Here is a 26,389-nt window from a genome sequence, read left to right as displayed (position 1 = left end):
GGCACCAATTGTCCGCATAAATTACCTCGCGCAGAAGAGCCGACGGCGATTAATCTTCGTGCGACAATCGCCACTATCCCGCGACCATCCGCCAGGAGGCAGCCATGCCCTTTCGTCCCACTCCGCGCCGCACGTTGCAGATCCAGCCTAATGCCTTGCAACTGATCGGCAGCATTGCCCTCGGATTGTGGCTGGGATTTCTCGCCATCGCGCTGACTTGCTGGCTCGTCTCTCGCCTGTTTTTCAGCGAGCAACTGGCGCCAGTGGCCGCCGCCGTGGAGCAATTGGCCAAACCGCCCGTGGTGCAACCGGTACCGGACATTCCGCCGCAGAGCCCGCTGTTCGAACAATATGAAGAGAACCTGCGCAAGAACGAGCAGCAGGTACGCATGGATCAGGCCCGCAGCAGCAGCCGCAATCTGTCCAACCCAAAATGCCAGTTCTGGCTGCAACAGGACCACACTGCGCCGAGCGAAAAGAGCCGCGCCAATGTCCTGCAGTTCTGCGATTGACCATGAACAAACAGACTGTCCACCAATTGATTCTCGACAAGCTGCGGGTTGATCTCGACATCGCCGAACGTGCCGCGCAAACCGCGTACGAAACCGCGACCCACGAAGAGAACATCGCCGAAAACAAGTACGACACCCTGGGCCTGGAAGCCTCCTATCTGGCGGCCGGACAGGCCAGACGGGTGGAAGAAATCAGGCAGTCACTGACGCTGTGCCAGAACCTGACATTGCGCCCCTATGACGATCAGCGCGGCATCGAGGTCGGCGCATTGCTTGGCCTGGAAGACGAAAAAGGCCGCGAGCAATGGCTGTTTCTGGCCCCCGATGCCGCTGGTCTGAAGGTCGATCTGGTGGGGCAATGGATTACCGTCATCACCCCCCGTTCGCCGCTGGGCAAAAGCCTGCTGGGCAAATTCGAAGGGGATGACGTGGAGATTCTGGTGGCGGGTGCCCGGCAACAGTTTTCTGTTACCGAGGTGGTCTAGTGAACCGGTAGTTCGACGCCGTCGAACAGCTCTTCCAGTTCTTGCTTGTTGTGGCACGCAATGGCTTTAGCCATGACTTCGCGAGTCAGGTGCGGGGCAAATTTCTCGATGAAGTCGCACATGAAGCCACGCAGGAAAGTGCCGCGACGGAAGCCGATCTTGGTGATGCTGGATTCGAACAGCTCACTGGCATCGAGCACCACCAGATCGCTGTCGAGTTTGGCATCGACCGCCATTTTCGCCACGATACCCACGCCCAGGCCCAGGCGCACATACGTCTTGATGACGTCAGCGTCGGCGGCGGTGAATACCACTTTGGGTGTCAGGCCGCGATGGCTGAACGCTTCGTCGAGTTTCGAGCGGCCGGTAAAACCGAACACGTAAGTCACGATCGGGTATTCGGCGAGCGCTTCGAGGGTCAGCTTCGACAGCTTGGTCAACGGGTGGCCTTGGGGCACTACGACGCAGCGGTTCCAGCGATAGCACGGCATCATCACCAGGTCGCCGAACAACTCCAGTGCTTCGGTGGCGATGGCGAAATCCACAGTGCCGTCAGCGGCCATTTCAGCGATCTGCATCGGCGAACCCTGGTGCATGTGCAGGGCAACGTCCGGATACTGCTTGATGAAACTGCTGATCACCGGCGGCAACGCATAACGCGCCTGGGTATGCGTGGTGGCGATCGACAGGGTGCCCTTCTTCTCGTTGGAGAATTCCTGGGCGATCTGCTTGATGCTTTCAACCTTGCGCAAAATCTCGCCAGCGGTCGTGATGATGCGTTCGCCGGCCGGGGTGACACGGGTCAGGTGCTTGCCGCTGCGAGCGAAAACCTCAACCCCCAATTCGTCTTCCAGCAGACGGATCTGCTTGCTGATACCCGGTTGCGAGGTGTAAAGGCTTTGGGCGGTAGCGGAAACGTTGAGGTCGTGGTGCGCCACTTCCCAGATGTAGCGCAATTGTTGAAGCTTCATATGAATCCCTCAAAGCAGGTAGACGCCACGGGCATCAGCGACGGTATATAACTATATTAATGGCGTGAAGAATAAATCTAGAACTTTTTTGTCAAATTGCCACTATTATTCGTGTTCTAGCGATCACCTTGCCGGCGACGCTCCACCAGCGGCACCAGATAGACCGGCACTCTCGCCAGCTGCAACACGCGCGCTGCGGTCCTGCCCAAAGGCGTTTCCGCGCCGGCCCCATGGCTATGACTTCCTACGATCAGTAAATCCACCGAGAGTTTCTGCGCCTGGTCGAGAATCACTTGCGACGGATCCCCCTGAAGCACCCGCACGGCTTGAATCCGCGCCAGGTCCTGCTCCCCTTCGTCCCCCAACTCTTCGCGAAAACTGTCGAGCACCCGCTGCTCGATATTGGCAATCACCGTGCTCAGGCCCTGACTGTGAAACTCGTTCAACGCCTGCTCATCGAGATAACTCTGAAGCACCGACTCGGCAAACAGGCCCATAGGTTCAACCGCATGCACCACATACAAATCGGCATTGAATGTCCGCGCCAGCGCCAAGGCGTGCTGCATTACAAACGGTGCGTACAGGCCGAGGTCAGTGGCATACAGCATCGACCGAATCATATGACCTCCTCGCGAGCCAACATGGTGGAGATTGATTCAGCTTAGCAGTGCCTTGGCGAGTGCGATGCTCTGCGTAACGCGTTGAACGATGGGCTTAAATCTTTTGCTCGTTGCTTATGCCATGCGGGACATGACCGGTGGCGACGACTTCGCGGGCCAATTCGCAGTGACCGGCCTGATCGTCGAAAAACACGTCGGCGGCAAAGGCTTCGAGAAAGGCCGATTTGGTCAGGCCACCCAGAAACAGCGATTCGTCCAGCCGGATGTCCCATTCACGCAACGTGCGAATGACTCGCTCATGGGCCGGCGCCGAACGCGCGGTGACCAACGCCGTGCGAATCGGGCAGTCGTCGTCGGGAAACTCGCGCTGCAACAGATTGAGAGCCGCCAGGAAGCCTTTGAACGGCCCTCCGCGCAACGGCTCACGGGCGGCTTCGCGCTCGCTGGCCTGAAACGCTTCCAGGCCACCAGACTGGTAGACACGCTCCGACTCGTCGGAAAACAGCACCGCATCACCGTCGAAGGCGATCCGCAATTCATCGCTGGCCGCGCGGCTGGCACCGCCCGACAAAATGGTTGCTGCCGCGAAACCGGCGTCCAGCGCACTGCGCACGTCTTCGGCATGCGTCGACAGAAACAGGTCGCAGCCAAAGGCTTTGAGATACGGATAAGGACTGCGCCCGCCGACAAACGCCGCGCGGGAAATCGCCAGCCCATAATGGTGAATCGAGTTAAACACCCGCAAACCGGTGTCGGCGCTGTTGCGCGACACCAGGATCACCTCGACCCGTGCGCGGCCGAGATGGGTATTGAGGTTCAGGAGTTTTTGCACCAGAGGGAAGGCATCACCGGGCTCGAGGATTTCGTCTTCGTGTTCAATCTGATATTGCCGGTAAGCCTCGACGCCACTCGACAGGTACACCTTGTGGCTCTCGCTCAGGTCGAACAGTGCTCGCGAAGAAATCGCCAGCACCAGTTTGTCGTCTATGCCCTTTACCATGCCCTTCCCCCCGGATTGATCGACTCAGGTGTTACGTCGATCGATAAAACTCAAACTGCGATACAAGGCCTCGATAAGCGGTAACTCGCACCCCGCCGCTTTGGCAGCCGCCAGGGGCCGTGCGTAAATCGCGGCCAGCTCCAGCGGTCGTTTGTGCAGAAAATCGTGGTACATGCTCGGCCAGTAATCCGGCATTTTCTCGGTCACCATGAACAGATGGTCGGCGTAACCGGCCGGCACGTCGTGTCCACAGGCGGTTGCCCCCAGAACCACTTCGGCCATCAAGGCCTTGATCAGTTCCCGGCTGTCGGCATCGGCCATCAAAGGCGAGGTGCTGGCTCCCAGCAACACCGACAGGCCGTTGTAAGGGATATTCCAGACCAGTTTTTGCCAGCGCGCCTGGTGCAGGTTAGCCATGGCCTGGGAATCGATGCCGGCCGTACGGAACAGGCCAACACCCTCCTCGACAATTGCGGTGCGCGTTAACTCATCGGCCGCGAGGCCGCTGTGGTAACCGACATGCACCGCGCCAAGGGCTTGATGGGTAATGACACCCGGGCCCTCGCGATGTACGCAGATATAACAGAGCCCACCGAGCACATGCAGCGAATCGGGAAGCCTCTCACGCAGACTGTCTTCAACGTCCAGGCCATTTTGCAACACCAATACCTTGGCGTTGGGTGCTGCGGCTTGAAGGATCGCCGGTGCCAGGTCCGCGTTGCTGGTGGTTTTTGCGCCCACCAGCAACCAGTCGCAGGGCGGCATGTCTTCGGCCGACGAATAGGCCTGCACCGGGTTCAATGTCAGCGCGCCATGAACCGCGCTGTCGAGTTGCAGCCCGCGCTCGGCCACCGCTGAAAACTCACTGCGCAGCAAGAAGTGCACATCGAAACCGGCACGCGCCAGCATCATCCCGTAGAACCCGCCGATTGCACCGGTTCCGATTACACCGATTGTCGGCTTGGTGACTGCCCCCATCATGGCAACTCCTCTGCTGTTTTCATCAGCGCCCGCCCGACCGCCTCATTGAGTTCGGTACCGGTCAGGCGCGATTTTAGTGCCCCGAAAAACTCGCCGTCGCGCACGACAAACAGCGCTGGCAAATGAAAAACCTGATAACGCTCGACCACCCCGCCATTGTTCCCGGCATCGATCCAGCACAGTCGATCAACGTTCAGATCGAGCCCTGGCAGTTGCTCACGGGCAAATCGGCAACTGGCGCAACCGACGCTGGTGAAAATCACCAGGGATACGCCGCTCATCGCCAGCAGCCGTTGGTCGGCATCGAAATCGGTCAGCTCCAATTCGACCACTATACTGGGGGAAACAATGTCAGATGGCCGACACAGGGAGTCCGTGTTCATGGGACGTTTTATTCCTCATCCTGACGATGTGCCCGTCGAATTAACGTTACTGACGCATGAGTGCATCTCGCGACAGCGCTTGCACACTATCAGCCTCGGGGGCATGGCTTGCAATTATCACCGGGCCTGGCGCCACGGCACGGCGCTGGAAGTGCGCATGCCCACCTTGAACCCCGACATGCGTTATCTGGGCTATGTGGCTTGGTGCCTGCGACGCAAACGCGGCTATCTGGTGGGTATTGCCTTCGTCGATGAACAGATGCTGTTCAGCGCCCGGATGGGCGAGCAGGTGTGCCAGATCGAACGCTATTGCCGCCTGCATGACGCGCATGACGACTTGCAGGGTATTCAGGCGCTGGCCCTCGAATGGGTCCAGCAGCACGCCGACGAGTTCTCTCACGACACCGTACGCAAGGCATTTGCGCAGCCAATGCTGGATTAAACCCATTGTCGAGCAGGCGGATAACGCGCTAAGGTTCGGCTCCCCGACGCGCTTAATTTGCTGTGCTCCGCCGCGCGGGTTCGCTGGCGGCCGGCACCCGTGACCTGACGAGTAAACGATGGCTGATTTACCGATCAACGACCTAAACGTCGCCTCCAACGAGACTCTGATCACTCCTGATCAGCTCAAGCGCGATATTCCCCTGAGCGACGCTGCCCTGCGCACCGTCACCAAGGGCCGCGAAGTCATTCGCAACATTCTGGATGGCACCGACCACCGCCTGTTCGTCGTCATCGGGCCTTGCTCGATCCACGACATCAAGGCCGCCCACGAATACGCCGAGCGCCTGAAAGTGCTCGCCGCCGAAGTGTCCGATACCCTGTATCTGGTCATGCGCGTGTATTTCGAGAAGCCACGCACCACCGTCGGCTGGAAAGGCTTGATCAACGACCCCTACCTGGATGACTCGTTCAAGATCCAGGACGGCTTGCACATCGGTCGCCAGTTGTTGCTGGACCTGGCCGAAAAAGGCCTGCCGACCGCCACCGAAGCCCTCGACCCGATCTCCCCGCAATACTTGCAGGACCTGATCAGTTGGTCGGCCATCGGCGCACGCACCACCGAATCCCAGACCCACCGCGAAATGGCTTCCGGCCTGTCTTCGGCGGTCGGCTTCAAGAACGGCACCGACGGCGGCCTGACAGTGGCGATCAACGCCCTGCAATCGGTATCCAGCCCGCACCGCTTCCTGGGTATCAACCAGGAGGGTGGCGTGTCGATCGTCACCACCAAGGGCAATGCTTACGGCCATGTAGTCTTGCGCGGCGGCAACGGCAAGCCGAACTATGACTCGGTCAGCGTCGCGCTCTGCGAGCAAGCGCTGAACAAGGCGAAGATCAAGCCAAACATCATGGTTGATTGCAGCCACGCCAACTCCAACAAGGACCCGGCCCTGCAACCACTGGTGATGGAGAACGTCGCCAACCAGATTCTGGAAGGCAACAAGTCGATCATCGGCTTGATGGTCGAGAGTCACCTGAACTGGGGCTGCCAGGCCATCCCGAAAGACCTCGCCGACCTGCAATACGGCGTGTCGATCACCGACGCCTGCATCGACTGGTCCGCCACCGAAAACACCTTGCGCAGCATGCATGCCAAGCTCAAGGACGTGCTGCCAAAACGTGACCGCAACTGATCAACGTTTAGCGCACACAAAAACGCCAGGCTTAAACCTGGCGTTTTTTTATGCGTTCGTTTTGATCACAGCTTGGCAGCGTGCCGTTGGTGACGCTCCATGTAGCGCTCAACGTAGGAGCACGATGGAATGACGGTGTAACCCATTTCGTCTGCGTACTCCAACGCCTTCTCGGTCAAGGCTGCTGCAATGCCGCGTCCCCGCAATGCGTTGGGCACGAATGTGCGATAGATATCCAGGGTCTGTTTCCCCAGATCCATATAGGTCAGGTAGGCACGATGACCGTCCACACTGGTCTCGAACTGATGACCAGCCTGGTCATGGTGGATGGACAACGCCTCGCTCATCACTACTCCTCGCGGGTCTTGAATTCTGACCCCTACCTTACCGATGTTTTTCCGGCGAAGGAACATCTACGCCACCCCGTGCCAATGGACACCGAGAAGAACTGCACCGATCTCGCGCAACCGAGCACGTATCAAATAGTAGGCACCATTGGCAAAAATGCTCAAGGTACGCTCGTCATCATGCTCAACTGGCGGGTGCTGCTTCAGGGAACGCAGGGACGGCTCGACCGGCGGTCTTTGCGGGTCGAAAGCCTGAACATTGCCGGATGTTGAGACTTAAGACGAACCCGCGATTTTAAAGTCACCTCTACATGGATAAAGATTATGAGGGCCGCTGCGCAAAATTCGAACGAAAGTATGGACGAGTTCATCTAGCCAGACTTTAGCCAAGACTGAAAAAAAACGCCGTGAGTGCCGGGAACTTTTCCTCGACGATTCGCTCAGGCTCGGGCCTCGTAGCTGGATATTTTTTAAACAATGCAGTTAAAAGTTGCTCGAAAAAGAATCAACGCCTACAATTTTTTTTGCTTCTTGCTTTACGTCAGTTTACTTACGAGTAGTAATGGGTAGTATGTACGCCGGCTATTTCCTCACTCTGAGGAGACAGCTACTTAATTGAAAGTCCTTGAAGGGGAACACGATGAACAACGTTCTGAAATTCTCTGCTCTGGCTCTGGCCGCAGTTCTGGCTACCGGTTGCAGCAGCGCATCGAAAGAAACAGAAGCACGTCTGACCGCTACTGAAGACGCAGCAGCTCGCTCCCAAGCTCGTGCAGACGAAGCTTACCGTAAAGCTGATGAAGCTCTGGCTGCTGCTCAAAAAGCACAACAGACTGCTGACGAAGCTAACGAGCGTGCTCTGCGCATGCTGGACAAAGCTAGCCGCAAGTAATAATCCCTCGGGATTGTTATCAAGCCGACCCATTTTATGGGTCGGCTTTTTTATTGCCGGGTGTTTTCTTCCGGCAATAAAAAACCCGCCGACGCAACCTGCGTCGGCGGGTTTCTTTCAAGCCTTACTGCAATGGATCGAGCGGTGCACTCGACATCATTGGCGCAGCCCCGTTCGGCACAGCGATTTCCACCGGCAGGCCATCTTCAGCGGCTACCACGTCGCGCACCACATCCCAATTCATACGTAGGTTGTTAGTGATGTCTTCACGCTTGAGCATCGCGTTGATAACCGCAGTGTGCTTGTCGACCACCGAAGGGTTGCCCTTGTCATCCAGTGGCGTGTGCGCTTCCAGATAAACCTTGCCGGCACTCACACCGAACTTGTACGGGTCGTTAATGATCCGCACCGACGTACCGACTGGCACCATGCCAGCCATTTCCAGCACGTTGTTGTTGAACATGCGGAAGCAGCCATGACTGGTACGCATGCCGATGCCAAACTTCTTGTTAGAGCCGTGGATCAGGTAGCCCGGTGTACCCAGAGTGAACTTGAACGGCCCCAGAGGGTTGTCTGGGCCTGCCGGCACCACATTAGGCAGCGGATCGCCGTCGGCGGCGTGCTCGGCCTTGATCGACGCTGGAGGCGTCCAGGTCGGGTTCGGCGTCTTCGCGGTGATGCTGGTGTGGGCAATCGGCGAACCCCAGCCCTCACGACCGATACCCAACGGGAACGTGTACACCACGTTCTTGCCTTTCGGGTAGTAGTAGAGGCGGTACTCGGCCAGGTTGATCACGATGCCTTCACGCGGTCCCGGTGGCAGGATGAAACGTGTTGGCAGAATGATTTCGGTGCCGGCGCCCGGCAACCATGCATCAACTCCAGGGTTGGCCGCGACCATTTCCGTGTAGCCCAGGTCGTAGGCGGTACCAAGGTCGGCGAAGGTATCTTCGTATTTGGCCTTGATCACTTGCACCTGACCGATGATGTCTTCACCGGGCGGTGGCAGGGGAAACTCCAATGCTGCAACTGGACCGGCCGCAAACAACGCAGCAAGAGTCAGGCAGCGGGTAACGGCAGGAAAACGCGGCAACATCCGGAAAGTCCTTCGCAGGTCGACTAGGGTAAAAGCGCGATTGTACACCGCCGCCCGTAAATTCGGGGAGTTGGTCGATAGCAAGCTATCCTTGACGCCTTAGAGCTCGAATCGCAGCTCTGGCCAGATGGGCGAAGTGCCGCGCTTTTGCGATTCCAGAATGGCTCGGCACAGCGAGCACAGTCGCTGATCCTGAAACACACGACGGTCGACGCTCGACCAGCGTGGCTGTGCCGGCAACAGGCTGCCGCACAAGGTTCGGTCCGCCGAGCCGCCCAGTTCCAGCTGACGCGTCACCAGATGCACCCGCACTTCCTGGCAGGCGAACAGATCCAGCTGTTCGTCAGGCTCGATCAGTTGGTAGGCAAAAAGTGACCAGGCGGGACGCGGCATCGGGGGCTCCAAATCGGGGGCGCCACCTTAGCCGAAAGCCTGCTTCTAGAAAAGTCTCATAACAGCGGTTTTAGCGTAGGCCAGACATTTTCCAGCAACTTGTCCTGAGCCCCGGCCGCCGGGTGTATGCCGTCGGCCTGCATCAGGTCTGGATGACCGCCCACACCGTCGAGAAAAAACGGCACCAGCGGGATTTTCTTCTCGTTGGCCAGGTTGCTGTAGACCTTGGCAAAGGCCTCGGTGTATCGAACGCCGTAATTGGGTGGCAATTGCATGCCCAACAGCAACACCTTGGCACCGCTGTCCTGAGAGCTGTCGATCATCGCCGCAAGGTTTTGTTGCAATTGCGTCGGAAGCAATCCACGCAGACCGTCATTGCCGCCCAACTCAAGGATGACCAACTCAGGCTTATGCTCTGCAAGCAGCGCGGGCAGGCGTGCCTGGCCTCCGGCACTGGTGTCGCCGCTGATGGACGCATTGATCACTTTGTCGTCGAAACCTTCGCGCTTGAGCCGTTGTTCAAGCAGTGAGACCCACCCCAACCGGGTATCCAGCCCGAAACCGGCGCTGATACTATCGCCAACGATCAGGACAGTACCCGCCGCTGCGTTCTGGGCCATGCACATCAAGGCCAGGCCAGCACTCAAAAACCACACACGCATCGGATTCTCCATGGGCGCAAGCATTCTCACCGCGAAGAACCTCAGCAAAGTGGTCCCCAGCGCGGAAGGTGAACTGACTATCCTGCACGAACTCAGCCTGGAACTGAACAAGGGCGACAGCCTGGCCATCGTCGGCGCCTCCGGTTCCGGCAAATCCACCCTCCTCGGCCTGCTGGCCGGCCTCGACCTGCCCAGCAGCGGCGAAGTCACGCTGGCCGGGCAAGGGCTGAGCACACTCGACGAGGATCAACGTGCACGCATCCGGGCCGAGCATGTCGGTTTTGTTTTCCAGTCCTTTCAGTTGCTCGACAGCCTCAACGCGCTGGAAAACGTCATGTTGCCACTGGAACTCGATGGTCGAAAAGACGCCCGCGAGCGCGCCACCGAATTGCTGCAACGGGTCGGCCTGGGCCAGCGCCTCACGCACTCGCCGCGCCAGCTCTCGGGGGGTGAACAGCAACGTGTGGCGATTGCCCGGGCGTTTGCCGCCGAACCCGACGTGCTGTTTGCCGATGAACCCACCGGCAACCTCGACAGCCACACCGGCGAGCGCATCAGCGATCTGTTGTTCGAACTCAATCAGGAACGCGGCACGACGCTGGTGCTGGTGACGCACGACGAACGCCTGGCACATCGCTGCCGGCGTCTGATCCGCCTTGAAGCCGGCCTGCTGGTCGCCCCTCTGGAGCCTTGATGGCACGCCTGCCGCTGTTGCGCCTGTTCAGCCTTGCCATCCGCCAACTGCTGCGCGACGCCCGCGCCGGTGAATTGCGGGTGTTGTTCTTCGCCTTGCTGGTGGCCGTGGCGGCGAGCACCGCCATCGGTTACTTCGGCGCCCGCCTGAACGGCGCCATGATGTTGCGTGCCACCGAGTTTCTCGGTGCCGACCTGTTGCTCGAAGGCAGTTCACCGGCGCGTCCCGAACAGATCAACAGTGGCCTGGAATTGGGGCTCGAACACGCTCAAGTGGTGGAGTTCTCCAGCGTCATCGCCACCGACAATGGCATTCAACTGTCCAGCATCAAGGCGGCCGACGCGGTCTACCCACTGCGCGGCGAACTGAAAAGCGCCCCGACACCCTTTGCCCCGGAAGAACCCGGTGGCGGACCGAAACCCGGTGAAGCCTGGGTCGAAGCACGCTTGCTGACAGCACTGGACCTGAAGATCGGCGACAGCATCGACGTCGGCCTGAAAACCCTGAAGCTGGCACGCGTGCTGACCTACGAACCCGACCGGGCGGGCAACTTCTACAGCCTGACACCACGCGTGCTGATCAACCTCGACGACCTTACCGCCACCGGCGTGGTGCAACCGGGTAGCCGGGTCAGCTACCGTGAACTCTGGCGCGGCAAAGCCGAGGCGCTGGAAACCTATCGTCAATTGATCAAGCCAGGACTGGCCGCCAACCAGCGACTGCAGGATGCCCGCGACGGCAACCGACAGATTGGCGGCGCATTGGGCAAGGCCGAGCGCTACCTCAACATGGCGAGCCTGGTGGCCGTTCTTTTGTCCGGCGTGGCAGTCGCGCTGTCGGCAACACGCTTCGCTACCCGCCGATTCGATGCCAGTGCCTTGCTGCGCTGCCTGGGCCTGTCGCGCCGGGAAACCATGGTGCTGTTCAGTTTGCAGTTGACGGTACTGGGACTGCTCGCCAGCCTCAGTGGCGCTCTCCTGGGCTGGCTGGCACAGCTTGGGCTATTTGCACTGCTGCATGACTTGTTACCGACCGATGTGCCACCGGGAGGTCTGCTGCCGGCCATCGCCGGGATCGGTACAGGGCTGGTGGCGCTCGCCGGTTTCGCCTTGCCGCCGCTCGCCGCACTCGGTCGCGTGCCACCGCTGCGGGTGCTGCGTCGGGACATGCTGCCGATCCCCTCCAGCACCTGGATGGTTTATGGCGCTGCGTTGGGTGCCCTAGGCCTGATCATGTGGCGCCTGAGCCTCGACCTGGTGCTGACCTTCGCTCTGCTCGGCGGTGGCGTGATCGCCGCGCTGGTGCTCGGCGGCTTGCTCCTGCTGCTGCTGAAAAGCTTACGGCGGCTGCTGGCCCGTGCTTCGCTACCCTGGCGCCTCGGGCTCGGCCAACTGCTGCGTCATCCATTGGCGGCCGCGGGACAAGCCTTGGCTTTCGGCCTGATTCTACTGTCCATGGCGCTGATCGCGTTGCTGCGGGGCGAACTGCTGGATACCTGGCAAAATCAACTGCCGAAAAATGCGCCGAACTATTTTGCGCTGAACATTCTGCCGGCGGACAAACAGGCCTTTACTGATCGCCTGATCGAACTGTCGGCGCAGTCCGCGCCGCTCTATCCCGTGGTGCCAGGGAGACTGATCAGCATCAATGACGTGCCCGTGCAAGACATCGTCAGCAAGGATTCAGCGGGTGATCGAGCGATTCAGCGCGACCTGAGCCTGACCTGGGCGGCCGACTTGCCGGCAGGTAACAAACTGACGGCGGGCAACTGGTGGAGCGAACAGGCACTCGAAGCCGTACCTGGCGTTTCTGTTGAAGGCAAAGTCGCCGAAAGCCTAAAACTCAAGCTCGGCGATCACATGGTGTTTACTGTGGGCGGGGTCAACCGTGAAGCGAAAGTCACCAGCCTGCGAGACATCAACTGGGACAACTTCCAGCCAAACTTTTTCATGATCTTCCAGCCCGGCACTCTGAAGGATTTGCCAGCGACTTACCTGACCAGTTTCTATCTGGCGGCCGGGCATGACCAGCAGATTGTCGACCTGTCGCGCAGCTTCCCGGCGGTCACCATTCTGCAAGTCGAAGCCTTGCTGCAGCAGCTACGCAGCATCCTCGCCCAAGTCACGCTGGCGGTGGAATATGTGTTGCTGTTTGTACTGGCGGCGGGGATGGCGGTGTTGTTTTCCGGCTTGCAGGCGACACTCGATGAACGCATTCGTCAAGGCGCCCTGTTACGAGCACTGGGGGCCGAACGGCAATTGCTGGTGAAAGCCCGACGGATCGAGTTCGGATTACTCGGCGCAGTCAGCGGGCTATTGGCAGCACTGGGGTCGGAACTGGTGAGCCTGGTGCTCTATCGCTATGCCTTCGACCTGCCGTGGCATCCGCATCCGTGGTTGTTGGTGCTGCCATTGATCGGCGCAGTGCTGATTGGCAGCGCCGGTGTGTTCGGTACGCGTCGAGCCTTGAACGCCAGCCCACTGACAGTGTTGCGCGAGGGTTGATAGACTCAAGGCTTCTCCATCACAAGAAGTTGTCATGAGCCGCTATCGCCCCCCCCGCACCGCTGGCACCGCGCTGATCACCCCCGAAGGGGAAGCGCGGATGCGGGCCGAGTTTCACGAACTTTGGCATGTACGGCGACCGCAAGTAACGCAGTCTGTGAGCGAGGCCGCGGCTCAAGGTGATCGTTCCGAGAACGCGGAATACACCTACGGCAAAAAAATGCTGCGCGAAATAGACAGCCGTGTGCGCTTCCTCACCAAACGGCTGGAAGCGCTCAAAGTGGTTAGCGAGAAACCCAGCGACCCGAACAAAGTCTATTTTGGCGCCTGGGTCACCATCGAAGACGAGGACGGCAAAGAGTCGCGCTACCGCATCGTCGGCCCGGACGAGCTGGACCTGAAACTGGGGCTGATCAGCATCGACTCACCGCTCGCTCGCGCGCTGATCGGCAAGGCGCTGGACGCCGAAGTTCGCGTCCAGACACCTACCGGTGAGCAATGCGTGTATATCGTGGCGATTGAGTACCTTTGAACCTTAGCGTCGGGTAATCAAACCTTGCCGGGCAACGCGAGTCAGTTGCCTGATCACTTCAGGGGCGTCTTCAAGACTCGGCGATTGAATCACTGCCAGATCAAAGCTGTCGTTGGCAAATCGAGCCAGGGATTCACCGTCTTCGACAAACTGGATCAGAAATGCCGCAGGGCCGCCGGTACGGCGTGGCCAGCCATCGAGATAACGCAGAAGTGTCGGCTGATGTTGACCGCCAAGCAGGATTTTTGGATTGCGCTGGGTGAGATGTGCCGTGATCGGCGCGGGACGTACAACGGGGCTAAGTGCGTTCATCGAGTCGTGTCTCTGCCTCAAAAGTCTGCATGGCAGGTGAGAGGCAACACCGAACCAGCGCTTTAGCGGTATTTCGAAGCTTGTTTCAAGCTTCTATCGGCAACTGAATGAGTCACCTGGCGCCCCGCAAGTAGCTGTTTAAATCGGCGCATGAGCAGCATCCTAGAGAAGCTGACACAGCAGTGTCAAGAATCACGCGCAACAAAAAAGGCCCGCGCAGTGCGAGCCTTTTAGTTGAGCCAGAGCGGTCAGTCGGTGATGGCACCGTCCAGCGACAGCTTGCCGGCACCTTCGATCAATACCGCGATACTGCCACCGAGCAGGGCCAGGGCGAATTCATAGCCGTTGTTGGCCATGAACAAGCCGTTATGGATATGCACGGAGAAAATCGCAACCAGCGAGAGGATGCTCAGCCCCAGTGCCGCAGGACGTGTCAGCAGACCGATAATCAGGGCCAGACCGCCAAAGAACTCCGTCCCCCCGGCCAGAATCGCCATCAGATGACCCGGTGCAAGGCCCACGCTTTCCATGTATTGCGCGGTGCCGGCGATGCCGTAGCCACCAAACATGCCGAAGAGTTTCTGTGCGCCATGAGCCGCAAAAATGATCCCGACAACGATCCGTATGGCGGTCAGGCCGAAACCGGCGCGGGTAAACAGTACCTTGTTGATCAGTGAGCTCATGCTGTGTCATCCATTGTCAGTGTGTGTTCGTTGGGCGCCATATTAATCGATAAAACGAATGCTAAAAGCGCAATAATTGCACCATAACAATCAGCTTAGTCGATCATTTACGAGAAACAACTTTTTGCCCCTGCGGCTCCAGCGATTCCCTCTCACGATCGAATGCCAAGTAGTACTTGTTGACGCTATTAACGTAGCTGACGGGTCCCATTCCCACCTGCTCCATGGCAATGCGCTCGACCTGGAAAAACCATTGATTAGGGTTAAGTCCACGCCGCCGGGCTTCGGCGCGCATTCCCTGAACCCGCTCCGGGCCAATGTTGTAGGCCGCCAGTACAAACGCCATGCGCTCACGTTCGTTGAGTTTGGGGCTGGCGAAGAACTTGCGACGGATCATGGCCAGGTACTTGGCACCGGCCTGGACATTGGCGTCGAGCTCCTGAATGTTGTTGACCCCGACCCGCTGCGCGGCGGACGGGGTGATTTGCATCAGGCCGGTGGGACCGCCACTGCCGCGGGCATTGGGCTGCAAGGCTGACTCCTTGAACGCCAGCGCCGCCAGGTTCAACCAGTCCATGCCTTGGGCATCGGCGTGTTTCTGCAGCACCGGCCGCAGTTTTTCCAGGCGTTGGCGATCGGCCTTGGCCAGTGGATAGTGCACTTGGTACAGACGCCGATAGATCCGCAGAAACGCCACGTCCTGGTCTGAAGGCTTCTTGTACGTCGTCAAAAACCGATCGATGCTTGCCCGCAACATTGCCGCATCGCGGCGCACAAACCAGAACTCTTCGCCCGGGTCGCTGATCAGCACCTGTTTGTCGAAGCGCAATTTGGGCAGGATCTTGCCCCAGCGCTCGGCAATCGGTTGTTCGACGATGGTCAGGTGAAAGATCCCGCCTTGAACCATCTCCAGCACATCTTCGACGGCAAGACTGGGATCGACCCACTCGATCGTAATCGGTGCCAGCTTGTGCAGTGCGAGTTTGGAATTGATCTGGCTCACCGCATCCCCGGCCGCACTGCCCGTGGGCAACGCCAGGGTTTTGCCGGAGAGTTGTTCGACCTTGGTGTAGCGACGCTCGCCTTTAATCCCCACCAGCACCAACGGGATGTTGCTGGCGATCGGCTCACTGCTGCTGACTGCGTGGCCCGGCTGTAAATCAAGCAACTCCCCCGGTGCGACCAGATCCCCCTCTCCACGCTGCAGGGCACCGAGCAATTGATCCTTGGCTTTGGGGATGATCTTGAGGGTGACTTCCTGACCGTCACGGGCATGACCGTTGAGGTATTGCTCGAAGGCGCGCAAGCGGTGGTATTCGACACCGATGGCCTGGCCCTGGACTTCGCCGGAGCTGTTGCGGCTCTGGTTGACCAGCACCCGCAATATGCGGCTGCTGCGTATTTCTGCCAGGTCGCGCACCTGCGCCGCCGGCACGGCTTGCAGCGGCCCGGCCAGACGCGCAACCGCCGGCATCGGCAGCAGCAACGAACAGCACAGCAATAGCAATATCGAGGGACGTATCATCCACTCTCCGGAAAGAATACTGGGCCGACTCCTCAAGTTTCATGGAATCGAACGACAGAAACAGAGCGCCATGAGCGCTGGCAAAGTGCGAAAGACTGGCACAGTGATGGCACCTTGACCACCCTGACCTGTCTCGCGGCATCAAGAGACAGCTTCAACTCGTTGTAGTTCTTGGCTTTTCTTATAAATCTACAGCTCTGATATGCTTTCCGGCCTTTGGTCCGAGGTAGCACCATGCAACTCATCGATATCGGCGTCAACCTGACCAACCCCAGTTTTGCCGACAAACACCAGGCCGTACTCGACCGCGCGTATGCCGCGGGGGTCTGCCAATTGGTACTGACCGGCACCAATGTCGAGGGCAGTGAACAAGCCCTGGAGCTGTGCCAACAACTGGACGAAACAGCTCAACGGCTGTTCGCCACTGCTGGCATTCACCCCCATGCGGCGACTGACTGGAATGCTGACAGCGCGCAGCGTCTGCGCAGTTTGCTCAAGGAGCCGAACGTGGTGGCCGTGGGTGAATGCGGGCTGGATTTCAATCGTGATTTCTCGCCCCGCCCACAGCAAGAAAAAGTCCTGGAAGCACACCTGGCGATGGCAGTCGAGTTGCAGTTGCCGGTATTCCTGCATGAACGCGACGCCAGTCAGCGACTGCTGGAAATCCTGCGTGATTACCGTGACCAATTGCCGGCCGCCGTGGTGCATTGCTTCACCGGCGAAAAGAAAGCCTTGTTCAGCTACCTCGATCTGGATTTGCACATCGGCATCACCGGCTGGATCTGCGATGAACGCCGCGGCACGCACCTGCATCCGTTGGTGAAGGAGATCAAGCGCGGACGCTTGATGCTGGAGAGCGATGCACCGTATCTGCTGCCACGCAGCCTGCGGCCCAAGCCAAAAAATGGACGTAATGAACCGGCGTATTTGACTGAAGTTTTACGGGAAGTGGCGTTGCATCGCGGGGAAAGCGAAGAAGATCTCGCCGCCCACAGCACCGCCTGTGCACGAGCATTCTTCGGTCTGCCCACCATCGCCCAGTAACCACCAATCCTACAGGGGACGGTGAGGGTTGTTGATCCATATCAAATGCAGAACCCCTCGATAGCGACACAATGCTGGCACCTTGCCAATGCTGTTTCCGCTATCAGAGAAGACCTCCATGGGTGCCTGGCTTAGCAACATCTCGCTGAAATACAAATTTTGGGCGGTCAACGCGGTCGCCTTCTTCACGACCCTGTTGCTGGTGCTGTACGCCGTGCAGCTCGAACAACAGGCGCGCAGTCATGCCGCTCAGGCGAGCGCTCAGGCGCAAGTGCGATTGCTCAGCGCCTGGCCATCCGGGCAACCGCTGCCCAAGGCCGACAACCTGTTGACCTTCGGGCGCGGGCAGGCGCCGCTGCTGAACGGTCAGCCGCTGCTGGAACTGACGGATAGCCATGGCTGGGTCGAGATCAACTCAATGCCGCTGTTCGGTGATAACCCGTTGATGGGCGCCGAAGTGTTCGCTCGTCCCGATGGCCAGCAAGTGGCGCTGCTCGCTTTTGGCCCGAGCCTGAACCAAGTATTCAGCGAGCGTTTCACCCACTATGCGGTCGCCGTTTTTATCCTGATGCTGGCAATGCTGGGGGCATCGCAACTGCTCATCCGCTTCCTGCTGAGTCAGCTCAACACTCTGAAAGATGTGATGCTTCACGTCGAGAAAACCGGCGACCTGTCAGCCCGTGTGCCACTGGCTAGCAAGGACGAAGTCGGGCAGATGGCGCATGCCTTCAACGCGATGCAGGCCGGTTACCAACGGGTGGTAACCACCGTCGCCAGCACGGCTCGGCAATTGGATATCGGCGCCGCACGCCTGGCCTCAAGCATGAACGACGTGCGCCACGGCATGCTCGGCCAGCAAAGCGAAACCGATCAGGCCGCCACGGCGATCAACGAAATGACCGCGACGGTCCACCACATCGCCCAGCATGCCGGCGCGACCCGCGACCTCTCGCAAACCGCCGACACCCTGGCCGGCAGCGGGCAGGAAGTGGTCATCAGGGTACAGAAGTCGATTGCCGGGCTGTCCAGCGGCGTGCAGCAGACGGCCGAGATGATTCAACGTCTGGCCGAGGACAGCCAGAAAATCAACGGTGTGGTCAGCGTGATTCACAGCATCGCCGAGCAAACAAACCTGCTGGCCCTGAATGCGGCCATCGAGGCGGCACGGGCCGGTGAAATGGGCCGGGGCTTTGCCGTTGTCGCCGATGAGGTGCGCAACCTGGCCAAAAGCGTCCAGACCTCCACCGACGAGATCACCTTGATGGTGTCCGCCTTGCAGGCCGGGACCCGGGACGCGGTGGACTTCATGCAGGAAAGCTCCTTCAAGGCCGACGACTGCGTGCAGCAGGCTCAAGAGGCCGGCGCCGCGCTGGCGGAGATCACCGGCGCCGTGGCGCAGATGCGTGAAAGCAACACGCAGATTGCGGTGGCAGCCGAACAGCAGAGCCATGTGGCGGAAGAGATGAACCGGGCGGTGGTGAGTATTCGGGATGTGACGGAGAACACCGTGCAGCAGACCATAAACTCAGCCACCACCAGTCATGAACTGGCGGCGTTGGCCGGGGAATTGAGTAAGGCGATCGGACAGCTCAAATTGTAAGGGCCCCATCGCGGGCACGCCCGCTCTCACATGTGATTTCAGTGACCACTCGTTAGGTGACAACACACATACACAGTGGGAGCGGGCCTGGTCCGGGCGGCGATCCGACGATAGCGTTTGCCGGGGCACATCAAACCTGGCCATGCCCACCTATTAACCCTATAGCCAACCTCGATTCGCCGACCGTCCTCCCCCCGCCTATTCTTCAATCATATGGTCAACACGGATTGAGGAGTTCCAACATGGGCAAACGTCACCCCAACCTACCCGCCTGGCAATGGCGAGCGTACCCCAACAATCATCAGCACCCGACCAACCTGGTGCTGCACCTGATTGCCGTGCCGCTGTTCATTGTGGCGTTTCTATTGATTGTTTCCGGTGTGTTCAACCTGAGCCTGGCAAACATCGCCATCGGTGTGGTCGGCCTGTTCGCGGCCCTGGCCCTGCAACGTCACGGTCACCGTCTGGAGGCGCAAGCCTCCGAGCCGTTCAGTGATCGCAAAGACGCGGTGTCACGCTTGCTGGTCGAGCAGTTCCTGACGTTCCCACGGTTTTTTCTGAGCGGTGGCTGGTGGCGCGCCTGGCGTGAGCGCCACCGTCGGCACTGATCAGGCGAAAATCGTGACCGTCTGCCGGCTCATGGCGATCAACTGACCGTCCGCGCTCCAGAGTTTTGCAGCCGCATGGCCGTAGCCGTCTGCGCCGTGCTCGGTTTCCACCCGGTATTTACACCAGTCCAGCGTGCTCAATGGCAGCAATGGCTGGACGAATTCGATGGTCCAGGTCAGCGTGCTGCCCATTGCCGGCTTTTTCAAATGAGGCAACAAGGACGGCGGCCAGGCATCCACCAGCGCGAGAATATGTGACTCAGTGACAGCCTCCTCCTTCACGTCCCCACGCAAACGCACCCAGCCGCCCATTTCGCGAGAGTCGTTGCCGGTGAACGGCATGCCACCTACCGCCCAGCGCATCGCCAGATGCTGCATGAACTCTGGAATCACGCCGGGAATGAAGGGCAACTCCTGGCATTCGTCCCAGTGCTTCATGTCGGGTGCCGGTTTTGCCGCGATCGCCACTTCGGAAGGCCGCGAGGCACCAAAGCTGCCCTGAATCAACGTCACCACTTGCCCCTTCTGCATCGCCCGGCCGAGCACCTGGCTGACAGCCTTACCTTCGCGCAATACATCGACTTCAAAGCTGACAGGCACTTCAGGCTCAACGGGGCCGACAAAGGTGATCGCCAGCGAACGCACCGGCCGGTCTGCCGGGACTTTTGCGCGCATGGCTTCGTATTGCAACGCCGCCACCAGGCCACCGAAACTGGCACGCCCCTGCGCCCATCCGGCCGGAATAGACAGCTCCAGCGGTTGCCGGCGGACGGCGTCGAGCAGATCGCAAAAGCGCATGAAAACCTCAGAGACGGAAAAAAGTAGAGAGGGATCTTAACCAGCCAGCGACGTGGATACAGCACTTATTCCGGCCAAAAGCACTGACAGAAGGGCCGTGACTGGTGCGAACACGGATTGCACACCCAACACAAAACAAATGTGGGAGCGGGCTTGCCCGCGATAGCGGTCTGACAGTCACTATTAAGGTGTCTGTGCTGCCGCCATCGCGGGCAAGCCCGCTCCCACATTTTTGATCGGTTGTGCTTTCAGGATTTGAAACAGCGGGCGCTTAGTTTGTCGAGAACGCGATCGGCGCGGCTTTCGGCCTCGGCCAAGGTGGTTTTCCAGACGGCGACACACGGCTGCAAATCAGCTTCCTCTTGCGCCCTGGCCAGCCATTGCCAGCTGTCGTGCCAATCACCCAAGGCACTCTGCGCCGACTTCAATCGGGACAACGCGGACTTCGGCAAACGGTCGAGCTCGGGATAGGCTTCGATGCCATAGCGCACGCGCTTGATCAACAGGCGCAAACGGTGTCGGTCATGGGCCGGATCGTGCAACGCCACGTCCAGTTTCTTCCACTGTTTGCCCAAGCGTTTTTCGATGCGCTTACGCAAACCCTTGAGCAAACCCTGACGCTGGGACGCGCGTAAAAAACGCGGAAAGGCGTCGAAGATCATCAGCAGCTGCGCCAGCTCGGGGCTGACCGCCACCGCCGGATAAGCCTCGACCATTTGCGCCAACCGCCAATGTGCGGCTTCGGACTGACCGTGTTCAAGCAAATAGGCCGCCAGTACTTCACGATCGCGCAACGGCGTGGTCAGTTCGCCGACCCGCGCCGCCGCTGCCTCTACCTGCTCGACGCCGGGCAGCCCACGCAAGGGTCGCAACAGGCTGCGCAAATGGCGAACCGTGGTGCGCAGGTCGTGTAACGCTTCAGGGTCAGTGCGAGCACTCAAGCGTGCCTGACAGGCCAACAAGCGGACTTCAAGGCCCAGGACATGAGCCACCAACCGATCAACCAAATCAGACATCGCTTGCTCCCTGAGTCGAACTTCCCCTCTTGCCTACGTCATGCCTTCAACGGCCGGCACGAGACTCACGAATATAGAACCGTGCTTTCTGGGCCTTGCTGGCACAGCCTTCGTAAGCTTCGAATTGTTGCTGGGTCTTGGCACCGGTCAGCAACGACAGAGCCTTGGAGTAGCTGACGGTCCCGGCGAAACCTTCGGCCTTGGCCAAGTCTAGCTCATGCCACGCCGCATCGATCTGGCTTCCACAGCTTTCGCGGTAAGCCGTTTTACCGGCACAACCGGCGAGCGCCAATGCAATCAAAGGTACGCAAATCCAGGCTTTCATCAATACCACCTCAAGATAGGTCAACAGTCGTGCAGGTATGACGGTCCGGCACGTGAAAAGTGCCTTGGCCACACAAGGCAAACAAAACTATAGCGTGCGAAGAATAGCCATGTGCCGCCACGGAGTGTCGAAAAAACGACGCGCCCGGCCCATCGAGCGACCTTGGCGATTGAAGCCCGCCCTTCAATGGGTGCATTGTTGAACCTTGTCAGACGAGGGCGATTCATGAAAAAGCGTATCGCACTGGTACTGGGCTCAGGTGGAGCCCGAGGCTATGCCCATATCGGTGTCATTGAAGAGATCGAACGGCGTGGCTACGACATCGCCTGCATCGCCGGTTGTTCCATGGGCGCGGTGGTCGGCGGGATTTATGCCGCTGGCAAACTTGACGAGTATCGCAACTGGATCGAAAGCCTGGATTACCTCGATGTGTTGCGCCTGGTGGACGTCAGCTTTCGGCTTGGCGCGATTCGCGGTGAGAAGGTCTTCGGGCAGATCCGCAAGATCGTCGGCGAGATCAATATCGAAGACCTGCGCATTCCTTACACGGCCGTGGCCACGGACCTGACCAACCAGCAGGAAATCTGGTTCCAGGAAGGCTGCCTGCACCAGGCCATGCGCGCCTCGGCGGCGATCCCCAGCCTCTTCACCCCGGTGATGCAGGGCAACCGGATGCTGGTCGATGGCGGCATTCTCAACCCTTTACCGATCGTGCCGGTGGTGTCGAGTCATTGCGACCTGATCATCGCGGTCAATCTCAACTCCACCAACCAGCGCCATTATCAACTGCCGGTCATTCAGCGCCCGGCGGCGTTCAAGACCCGCTTCGACAGCTTGATCAATTCGCTGGGTTCCAAATTGCCCTTCCGCCGCAAACAGGCCGAACAATTGCTGCTGCTGGAGAAGGAAGCTCTGATGGCAGAAGCGGCCGAGATCAACCCTTGGGTCGAATCTGCCGAGCCCGCAGCGCAGCAACCGGCCGCGGCCCCTGAACGCGACGGTGCGCCGAAATCGGCCACCGGCTCATTCATCATCGACAACGTCGGCCCCGCCTCGCTGCTTGACCTGATCAACCAGAGTTTCGAGGTGATGCAAACGTCGCTGGCGCAGTACAAGATCGCCGGTTACCCGCCGGATATTCTGATCAACGTGCCGAAGCGGGTCTGCCGGTTTTTCGAGTTCTACAAGGCGCCGGAGCTGATCGCGCTGGGACGGGAGATTGCGCGGGATACGCTGGACCGCTATGAGAATGAGCGCGAGCCCTGAGATTCTGAGGATTGTTCTCACGCGCTGCGTGGGAACGATCAGCGATCAGGTATCAAGCAACCGATACCCAACCCCCGCCTCGGTCACGATAAACCGCGGTTGTGTTGGATCATCCGCCAGCTTCTGGCGTAAATGCCCCACCACAATCCGCAGGTAATGACTGTCCTCGGTATGGGTCGGCCCCCAGATATCCTTGAGTAACTGCTGCTGCGTAATCACCCGCCCCGGATGTCGCGCCAGCTGCGCCAGCACTGCGTACTCCTTGCGGGTCAACGCGACTTCGCTGCCATCGAGCAGCACCCGTCGATACGCCAGGTCTACGGTCAACGGGCCGAACGTCAACGCCGCTTGCTGAGCCTCCCCGACCGGTGCCTGACGCAACAAGGCGCGCACCCGTGCCAGAAACTCTTGAATACCAAACGGCTTGGTCACGTAGTCATTGGCACCGCCATCCAGTGCCTCGACTTTCTGCCCTTCACTGGCGCGTACCGACAGCACCAGCACCGGCACTGTCGACCATTCGCGAAACTCGCGCAGCACTTGCTGGCCGTCCATGTCGGGCAGACCGAGGTCGAGTACCAGCAAGTCCGGTTTGTTCAGCGCGGCTTGCGCCAGGCCTTCGGTGCCGGTGCCGGCTTCCAGCACTTTATAGCCTTGGGAGACCAGGCTGATACGCAGGAATTTACGGATTTGCGGCTCATCGTCGATGACCAAAATGGTCGCGGTCTGGCTCATGGTTTCTGATCACGGCGTGAAGATGTCCAAAGGGTATCAGGCTTCACTTTCATCGCTCACCCTCAAATGCAGGCTGTTCCTGCAACGGCAAGTGAAGGGTGATGCAGGTCCCACGCCCATCGATGCCATCGCCGACGCTGATGCGCCCACCATGCGCTCCCACCATCCCCTGACAAATCGCCAGCCCCAGCCCGGTGCCCTGCCCGCCCCGATCACCGCGCGCGGCGGTGTAGAACATGTCGAAAATCTTCGCCCGCTCTTCCTGCGGAATCCCCGGCCCTTCATCACTCACCGAGAAAAACAGCTCACTGTCGTCGGCCCCGGCGCGCAACTGCAAACGCCCATGCGCCGGTGAAAATCGTGCAGCGTTTTCCAATACGTTGACCAGTGCCTGTTCGATCAGCGCCGCGTGGACGAACAGCAATGGCAACTCTGCCGGCACTTCAGTGCTGACCTGCAATGGCGTCAGCACTGCGCGCAGTCGATTGAGCGAACTGCCGACAATGTCGGCCGGTGACACCCAATCGCGCGCCAGTTTCAGCGCGCCGTGACCGAGGCGGGTCATGTCCAGCAAGTTCTGGATATAGCGATCCAGGCGCTCGGCTTCGTCGCGGGTGCCTTCGAGCAATTCCTGGCGATCCTCCAGTGGAATGGCTTCACCGAGGGCCAACAGGCTGTCGATGCTACCGCGCATGGACGTCAGCGGTGTGCGCAAATCGTGGGACACCGAGGCCAACAGCGCACTGCGCAGTTGCTCGGTTTCGCCATGCAGTCGCGCCGCTTCGAGGTCCTCGGCCAGTTGCGCACGGGCCAGCGCCTGCGCCAGCGGCTGGCTCAACGCGGTCAACAAACGCCGACGTTGGCCACTTAAAGTCTGGCCTTCTTTGGCGCACACGCCGAGCAACGCCAACGGCCCGTCTTCCACCGACAACGGCCACCACCACCAACGCCCCATTGGCAATGTTCCGGTGCCTGCACCGGCGGGTTGATCGTGCTGCCAGGCCCAATCGGCGGCCGCGCGCTCGGCTTCGGAAAACTCCAGCGGGCCGCCGGTTTCAACTTTCCAGCCACCCTGCCCGTCTTGATTGAGCAGGCACAATTGCAGATCACTCCAGCCATTGAGGTGTTGTGCGGCGGCACTGACCACGGCTTGGCGGTCAGTGGCGGCGGTCAGCTTGCGCGACAGGTCGAGCAGTTCGGTGGTCTCTTCCTGAGTGTCACGCAGCGCCTGCAATTGCCGCCGTTGCCGGGCCGCGAGGTTGCCGGTAAGCGCCGCCATCAACAGGAAGAACAGCAACGTCAGCACGTCTTCTTCGCGCTGGATGCTGAAGGAAAAGTTCGGTGGTATGAACAGGAAGTCATAGGTCAAAAACGACAGCGCCGCACAGGCCAGCGCCGGGCCGAGGCTGCTGCGCACCGCCACCAGCAATACGGCGGCGAGAAACACCAGCGAGATATTGGGCAGCGGCAAAACACTCGCCACACCCCAGGCCAAGGCGCTGGCCAACACCGTCGCCACCATCGCCAGCGCGTAGTCGAACCACACCAGCGTCTGCGCCGACCGCTGGCGCGGCTGATGCGGTGTGTGAGCACTGTCGAGGACGTTGATTTCCAGCCCGCGCGCATCACGCAGCAGGCGTGACGCCAAGCCGCCGCCGAACAACCGCCGACGTAAACGTTGCCGGGACTGGCCAACCAACACCAGGCTGGCGCGGCGTTCGGCGGCGTGCTGGATCAGCGTTTTTGCGACCTCGCCTGCCCGCAACAACACCACCTCGCCCCCGAGGCGTTCGGCCAATTGCTGGGCGCTTTGCAGACGCAGGCGCGATTGCTCGTCGCGCACGCTGCCGTTGTCGACATGCACCAGGCTCCACGGTAAATGCCGGCGCTGGGCAACGCGGCTGGCGTGGCGCACCAGGCGCTCGGCCTGTGCATCGCCATCGACGCCGACCAATAATCGCCCACGCACCGCTGGCGCCGCCTGACCGAGTTGGCGATAACCCTGGGCCAGGTCGTTGTCGACCTGGGCGGCGGCGGTTTGCATCGCCATTTCGCGCAGGGCGGTCAGGTTGGTCTGGGTAAAAAACGCATCGATGGCCGCTCGCGCCTGCTCCGGCACGTAGACTTTGCCGTCACGCAAGCGCTCAAGCAGCTCGCGCGGAGGCAGGTCGATCAGCAGCAGTTCGTAGGCCTCTTGCAGCACCCAGTCCGGCAGGGTTTCACGAACCTGTACGCCGGTGATGCCACGGACCTGGTCATTGAGACTTTCGAGGTGCTGGACGTTGACCGTGGTGAAGACATCGATGCCGGCGGCGAGCAATTCCTGAATGTCTTGCCAGCGTTTGGTATGGCGGCTGCCGGGGGCGTTGCTGTGGGCCAGCTCATCGACCAGCACCAGTTTCGGTTTGGCAGCGAGCAAACCGTCGAGGTCCATTTCTTCGAGCATCACCCCACGGTATTCCGAGCGCACCAACGGCTGCTGCGGCAAACCGCCGAGCAGCGCTTCGGTTTCGGCGCGGCCATGGGTTTCGACCACACCGGCCATGACCTTCACACCCTGGCGCAATTGAGTGTGTGCCGCTTGCAGCATGGCGTAGGTTTTGCCGACCCCGGGCGCGGCGCCGAGGAAGACCTTGAGCCGGCCTCGACCATCGCGGGGCAGGTCTGCTAACAGCGCGTCGGCGCGGCCGGAGTCACTCATGCTTGCTCTCTTTATTCAGGTGTTGATGGGGTGACCTTTCTACCGTCATCGCGGGCAAGCCCGCTCC

29 protein-coding genes are annotated in these 26,389 nt (G+C 59.9%); 12 read left to right on the top strand and 17 right to left on the bottom strand.

Annotation, left to right across the window (positions count from 1 at the left end; genetic code table 11):
* Window positions 1–104: 104 nt before the first annotated feature.
* Window positions 105–512 (top strand): hypothetical protein, encoded by a 408-nt coding sequence (locus tag BMS17_RS20475; protein WP_077431598.1) that lies wholly within the window; start codon window positions 105–107, stop codon window positions 510–512.
* Between the two features lie 2 nt (window positions 513–514).
* Window positions 515–997, top strand: a complete 483-nt coding sequence (locus tag BMS17_RS20470; RefSeq protein ID WP_077431597.1) for a GreA/GreB family elongation factor — start codon at window positions 515–517, stop codon at window positions 995–997.
* Here the strand turns inward: BMS17_RS20470 and cysB are convergent.
* The 5 genes from cysB to BMS17_RS20445 form a co-directional block, all read right to left on the bottom strand.
* A complete protein-coding gene (cysB, locus tag BMS17_RS20465; RefSeq protein ID WP_046031804.1) occupies window positions 994–1,968 on the bottom strand; it encodes an HTH-type transcriptional regulator CysB in 975 nt (324 codons plus the stop codon). The genes BMS17_RS20470 and cysB overlap by 4 nt on opposite strands.
* A gap of 116 nt (window positions 1,969–2,084) precedes the next feature.
* Complete coding sequence (locus BMS17_RS20460; RefSeq protein WP_046031803.1) at window positions 2,085–2,588, bottom strand: universal stress protein; 504 nt, start codon at window positions 2,586–2,588, stop codon at window positions 2,085–2,087.
* Between the two features lie 94 nt (window positions 2,589–2,682).
* A complete protein-coding gene (locus BMS17_RS20455; RefSeq protein ID WP_046031802.1) occupies window positions 2,683–3,588 on the bottom strand; it encodes a 5'-nucleotidase in 906 nt (301 codons plus the stop codon).
* Between the two features lie 24 nt (window positions 3,589–3,612).
* The gene (locus tag BMS17_RS20450) at window positions 3,613–4,569 is read right to left on the bottom strand and encodes a putative 2-dehydropantoate 2-reductase (protein WP_077431596.1); all 957 of its coding nucleotides are present in this window, start codon (window positions 4,567–4,569) and stop codon (window positions 3,613–3,615) included.
* Window positions 4,566–4,952, bottom strand: coding sequence for a thioredoxin family protein (locus BMS17_RS20445; protein WP_046031800.1), 387 nt, complete (start codon window positions 4,950–4,952; stop codon window positions 4,566–4,568). Before BMS17_RS20445 ends, BMS17_RS20450 begins: the two co-directional genes overlap by 4 nt.
* Between BMS17_RS20445 and BMS17_RS20440 the strand changes: the two genes are divergently transcribed.
* Both BMS17_RS20440 and BMS17_RS20435 read left to right on the top strand, forming a co-directional pair.
* Window positions 4,951–5,394: a PilZ domain-containing protein gene (locus BMS17_RS20440; RefSeq protein WP_046031799.1), complete on the top strand. Its 444-nt coding sequence runs from the start codon at window positions 4,951–4,953 to the stop codon at window positions 5,392–5,394. The two genes, BMS17_RS20445 and BMS17_RS20440, sit on opposite strands and share 2 nt — an antisense overlap.
* A gap of 118 nt (window positions 5,395–5,512) precedes the next feature.
* Window positions 5,513–6,589 (top strand): 3-deoxy-7-phosphoheptulonate synthase, encoded by a 1,077-nt coding sequence (locus BMS17_RS20435; RefSeq protein ID WP_046031798.1) that lies wholly within the window; start codon window positions 5,513–5,515, stop codon window positions 6,587–6,589.
* Window positions 6,590–6,654: 65 nt separating this feature from the next.
* Here BMS17_RS20435 and BMS17_RS20430 read toward each other — a convergent pair whose 3' ends face one another.
* A complete protein-coding gene (locus BMS17_RS20430) occupies window positions 6,655–6,936 on the bottom strand; it encodes a GNAT family N-acetyltransferase (RefSeq protein WP_046031797.1) in 282 nt (93 codons plus the stop codon).
* Window positions 6,937–7,576: 640 nt separating this feature from the next.
* On the opposite strand from BMS17_RS20430, the gene oprI reads away from it, so the two are divergent.
* Window positions 7,577–7,828 carry an outer membrane lipoprotei OprI gene (gene oprI / locus BMS17_RS20420; protein WP_003199355.1) on the top strand — a complete coding sequence of 84 codons (252 nt, stop codon included), beginning with the start codon at window positions 7,577–7,579 and terminating at the stop codon, window positions 7,826–7,828.
* Window positions 7,829–7,952: 124 nt separating this feature from the next.
* On the opposite strand, the gene BMS17_RS20415 is transcribed toward oprI, so the two are convergent.
* The 3 genes from BMS17_RS20415 to BMS17_RS20405 all read right to left on the bottom strand — a co-directional run bounded on the left by BMS17_RS20415 (window position 7,953) and on the right by BMS17_RS20405 (window position 9,979).
* Window positions 7,953–8,924: a L,D-transpeptidase family protein gene (locus tag BMS17_RS20415; RefSeq protein ID WP_046031795.1), complete on the bottom strand. Its 972-nt coding sequence runs from the start codon at window positions 8,922–8,924 to the stop codon at window positions 7,953–7,955.
* A gap of 99 nt (window positions 8,925–9,023) precedes the next feature.
* Window positions 9,024–9,317 (bottom strand): hypothetical protein, encoded by a 294-nt coding sequence (locus tag BMS17_RS20410; protein ID WP_003226812.1) that lies wholly within the window; start codon window positions 9,315–9,317, stop codon window positions 9,024–9,026.
* Between the two features lie 56 nt (window positions 9,318–9,373).
* Complete coding sequence (locus BMS17_RS20405; RefSeq protein ID WP_046031794.1) at window positions 9,374–9,979, bottom strand: arylesterase; 606 nt, start codon at window positions 9,977–9,979, stop codon at window positions 9,374–9,376.
* A gap of 10 nt (window positions 9,980–9,989) precedes the next feature.
* On the opposite strand from BMS17_RS20405, the gene BMS17_RS20400 reads away from it, so the two are divergent.
* From BMS17_RS20400 to greB, 3 genes are read left to right on the top strand one after another with little or no spacing between them, the layout of a single operon-like run.
* Window positions 9,990–10,673 (top strand): ABC transporter ATP-binding protein, encoded by a 684-nt coding sequence (locus BMS17_RS20400; RefSeq protein WP_007943616.1) that lies wholly within the window; start codon window positions 9,990–9,992, stop codon window positions 10,671–10,673.
* A complete protein-coding gene (locus BMS17_RS20395; protein WP_077431595.1) occupies window positions 10,673–13,177 on the top strand; it encodes an ABC transporter permease in 2,505 nt (834 codons plus the stop codon). The genes BMS17_RS20400 and BMS17_RS20395 overlap by 1 nt, the downstream gene beginning before the upstream one ends.
* Window positions 13,178–13,211: 34 nt before the next feature.
* Window positions 13,212–13,709, top strand: coding sequence for a transcription elongation factor GreB (gene greB / locus BMS17_RS20390; protein WP_033057207.1), 498 nt, complete (start codon window positions 13,212–13,214; stop codon window positions 13,707–13,709).
* Between the two features lie 3 nt (window positions 13,710–13,712).
* On the opposite strand, the gene BMS17_RS20385 is transcribed toward greB, so the two are convergent.
* From BMS17_RS20385 to BMS17_RS20375, 3 genes are all read right to left on the bottom strand, one after another.
* Entirely contained in the window at window positions 13,713–14,021 is a 309-nt protein-coding gene (locus BMS17_RS20385) for a hypothetical protein (protein WP_046031791.1), read from the bottom strand.
* Between the two features lie 248 nt (window positions 14,022–14,269).
* On the bottom strand, window positions 14,270–14,704 hold the full coding sequence (locus BMS17_RS20380) for a DoxX family protein (protein WP_046031790.1): 435 nt from the start codon (window positions 14,702–14,704) through the stop codon (window positions 14,270–14,272).
* 103 nt (window positions 14,705–14,807) lie between these two features.
* The gene (locus BMS17_RS20375; RefSeq protein WP_046031789.1) at window positions 14,808–16,229 is read right to left on the bottom strand and encodes a transglycosylase SLT domain-containing protein; all 1,422 of its coding nucleotides are present in this window, start codon (window positions 16,227–16,229) and stop codon (window positions 14,808–14,810) included.
* Window positions 16,230–16,463: 234 nt separating this feature from the next.
* Here BMS17_RS20375 and BMS17_RS20370 point away from each other — a divergent pair, with 234 nt between their 5' ends.
* From BMS17_RS20370 to BMS17_RS20360, 3 genes are all read left to right on the top strand, one after another.
* A complete protein-coding gene (locus tag BMS17_RS20370; protein ID WP_077431594.1) occupies window positions 16,464–17,273 on the top strand; it encodes a TatD family hydrolase in 810 nt (269 codons plus the stop codon).
* 118 nt (window positions 17,274–17,391) lie between these two features.
* Complete coding sequence (locus BMS17_RS20365) at window positions 17,392–18,873, top strand: methyl-accepting chemotaxis protein (protein WP_077431593.1); 1,482 nt, start codon at window positions 17,392–17,394, stop codon at window positions 18,871–18,873.
* Window positions 18,874–19,115: 242 nt separating this feature from the next.
* Window positions 19,116–19,481, top strand: coding sequence for an Mpo1-like protein (locus BMS17_RS20360; protein ID WP_046031786.1), 366 nt, complete (start codon window positions 19,116–19,118; stop codon window positions 19,479–19,481).
* Here the strand turns inward: BMS17_RS20360 and BMS17_RS20355 are convergent, their stop codons facing one another.
* The 3 genes from BMS17_RS20355 to BMS17_RS20345 form a co-directional block, all read right to left on the bottom strand.
* Window positions 19,482–20,279: an acyl-CoA thioesterase II gene (locus BMS17_RS20355; protein WP_077431592.1), complete on the bottom strand. Its 798-nt coding sequence runs from the start codon at window positions 20,277–20,279 to the stop codon at window positions 19,482–19,484.
* Window positions 20,280–20,527: 248 nt separating this feature from the next.
* Entirely contained in the window at window positions 20,528–21,295 is a 768-nt protein-coding gene (locus BMS17_RS20350) for a CHAD domain-containing protein (protein ID WP_046031784.1), read from the bottom strand.
* Window positions 21,296–21,341: 46 nt separating this feature from the next.
* Window positions 21,342–21,620, bottom strand: coding sequence for a hypothetical protein (locus tag BMS17_RS20345; protein WP_046031783.1), 279 nt, complete (start codon window positions 21,618–21,620; stop codon window positions 21,342–21,344).
* Window positions 21,621–21,845: 225 nt separating this feature from the next.
* Between BMS17_RS20345 and BMS17_RS20340 the strand changes: the two genes are divergently transcribed.
* Window positions 21,846–22,886: a patatin-like phospholipase family protein gene (locus BMS17_RS20340; protein ID WP_046031782.1), complete on the top strand. Its 1,041-nt coding sequence runs from the start codon at window positions 21,846–21,848 to the stop codon at window positions 22,884–22,886.
* A 45-nt stretch (window positions 22,887–22,931) separates the two neighbouring features.
* On the opposite strand, the gene BMS17_RS20335 is transcribed toward BMS17_RS20340, so the two are convergent.
* Window positions 22,932–23,621: a response regulator gene (locus BMS17_RS20335; RefSeq protein ID WP_046031781.1), complete on the bottom strand. Its 690-nt coding sequence runs from the start codon at window positions 23,619–23,621 to the stop codon at window positions 22,932–22,934.
* A 49-nt stretch (window positions 23,622–23,670) separates the two neighbouring features.
* Window positions 23,671–26,322 (bottom strand): sensor histidine kinase KdpD, encoded by a 2,652-nt coding sequence (locus BMS17_RS20330; protein WP_077431591.1) that lies wholly within the window; start codon window positions 26,320–26,322, stop codon window positions 23,671–23,673.
* Window positions 26,323–26,389 lie beyond the last annotated feature (67 nt).

It is taken from the genome of Pseudomonas sp. C9 (assembly GCF_002000165.1).
Lineage (GTDB): Bacteria > Pseudomonadota > Gammaproteobacteria > Pseudomonadales > Pseudomonadaceae > Aquipseudomonas.
Note: the sequence above shows the minus strand (reverse complement) of the source record. Positions and strands in the feature narration are given on the sequence as shown.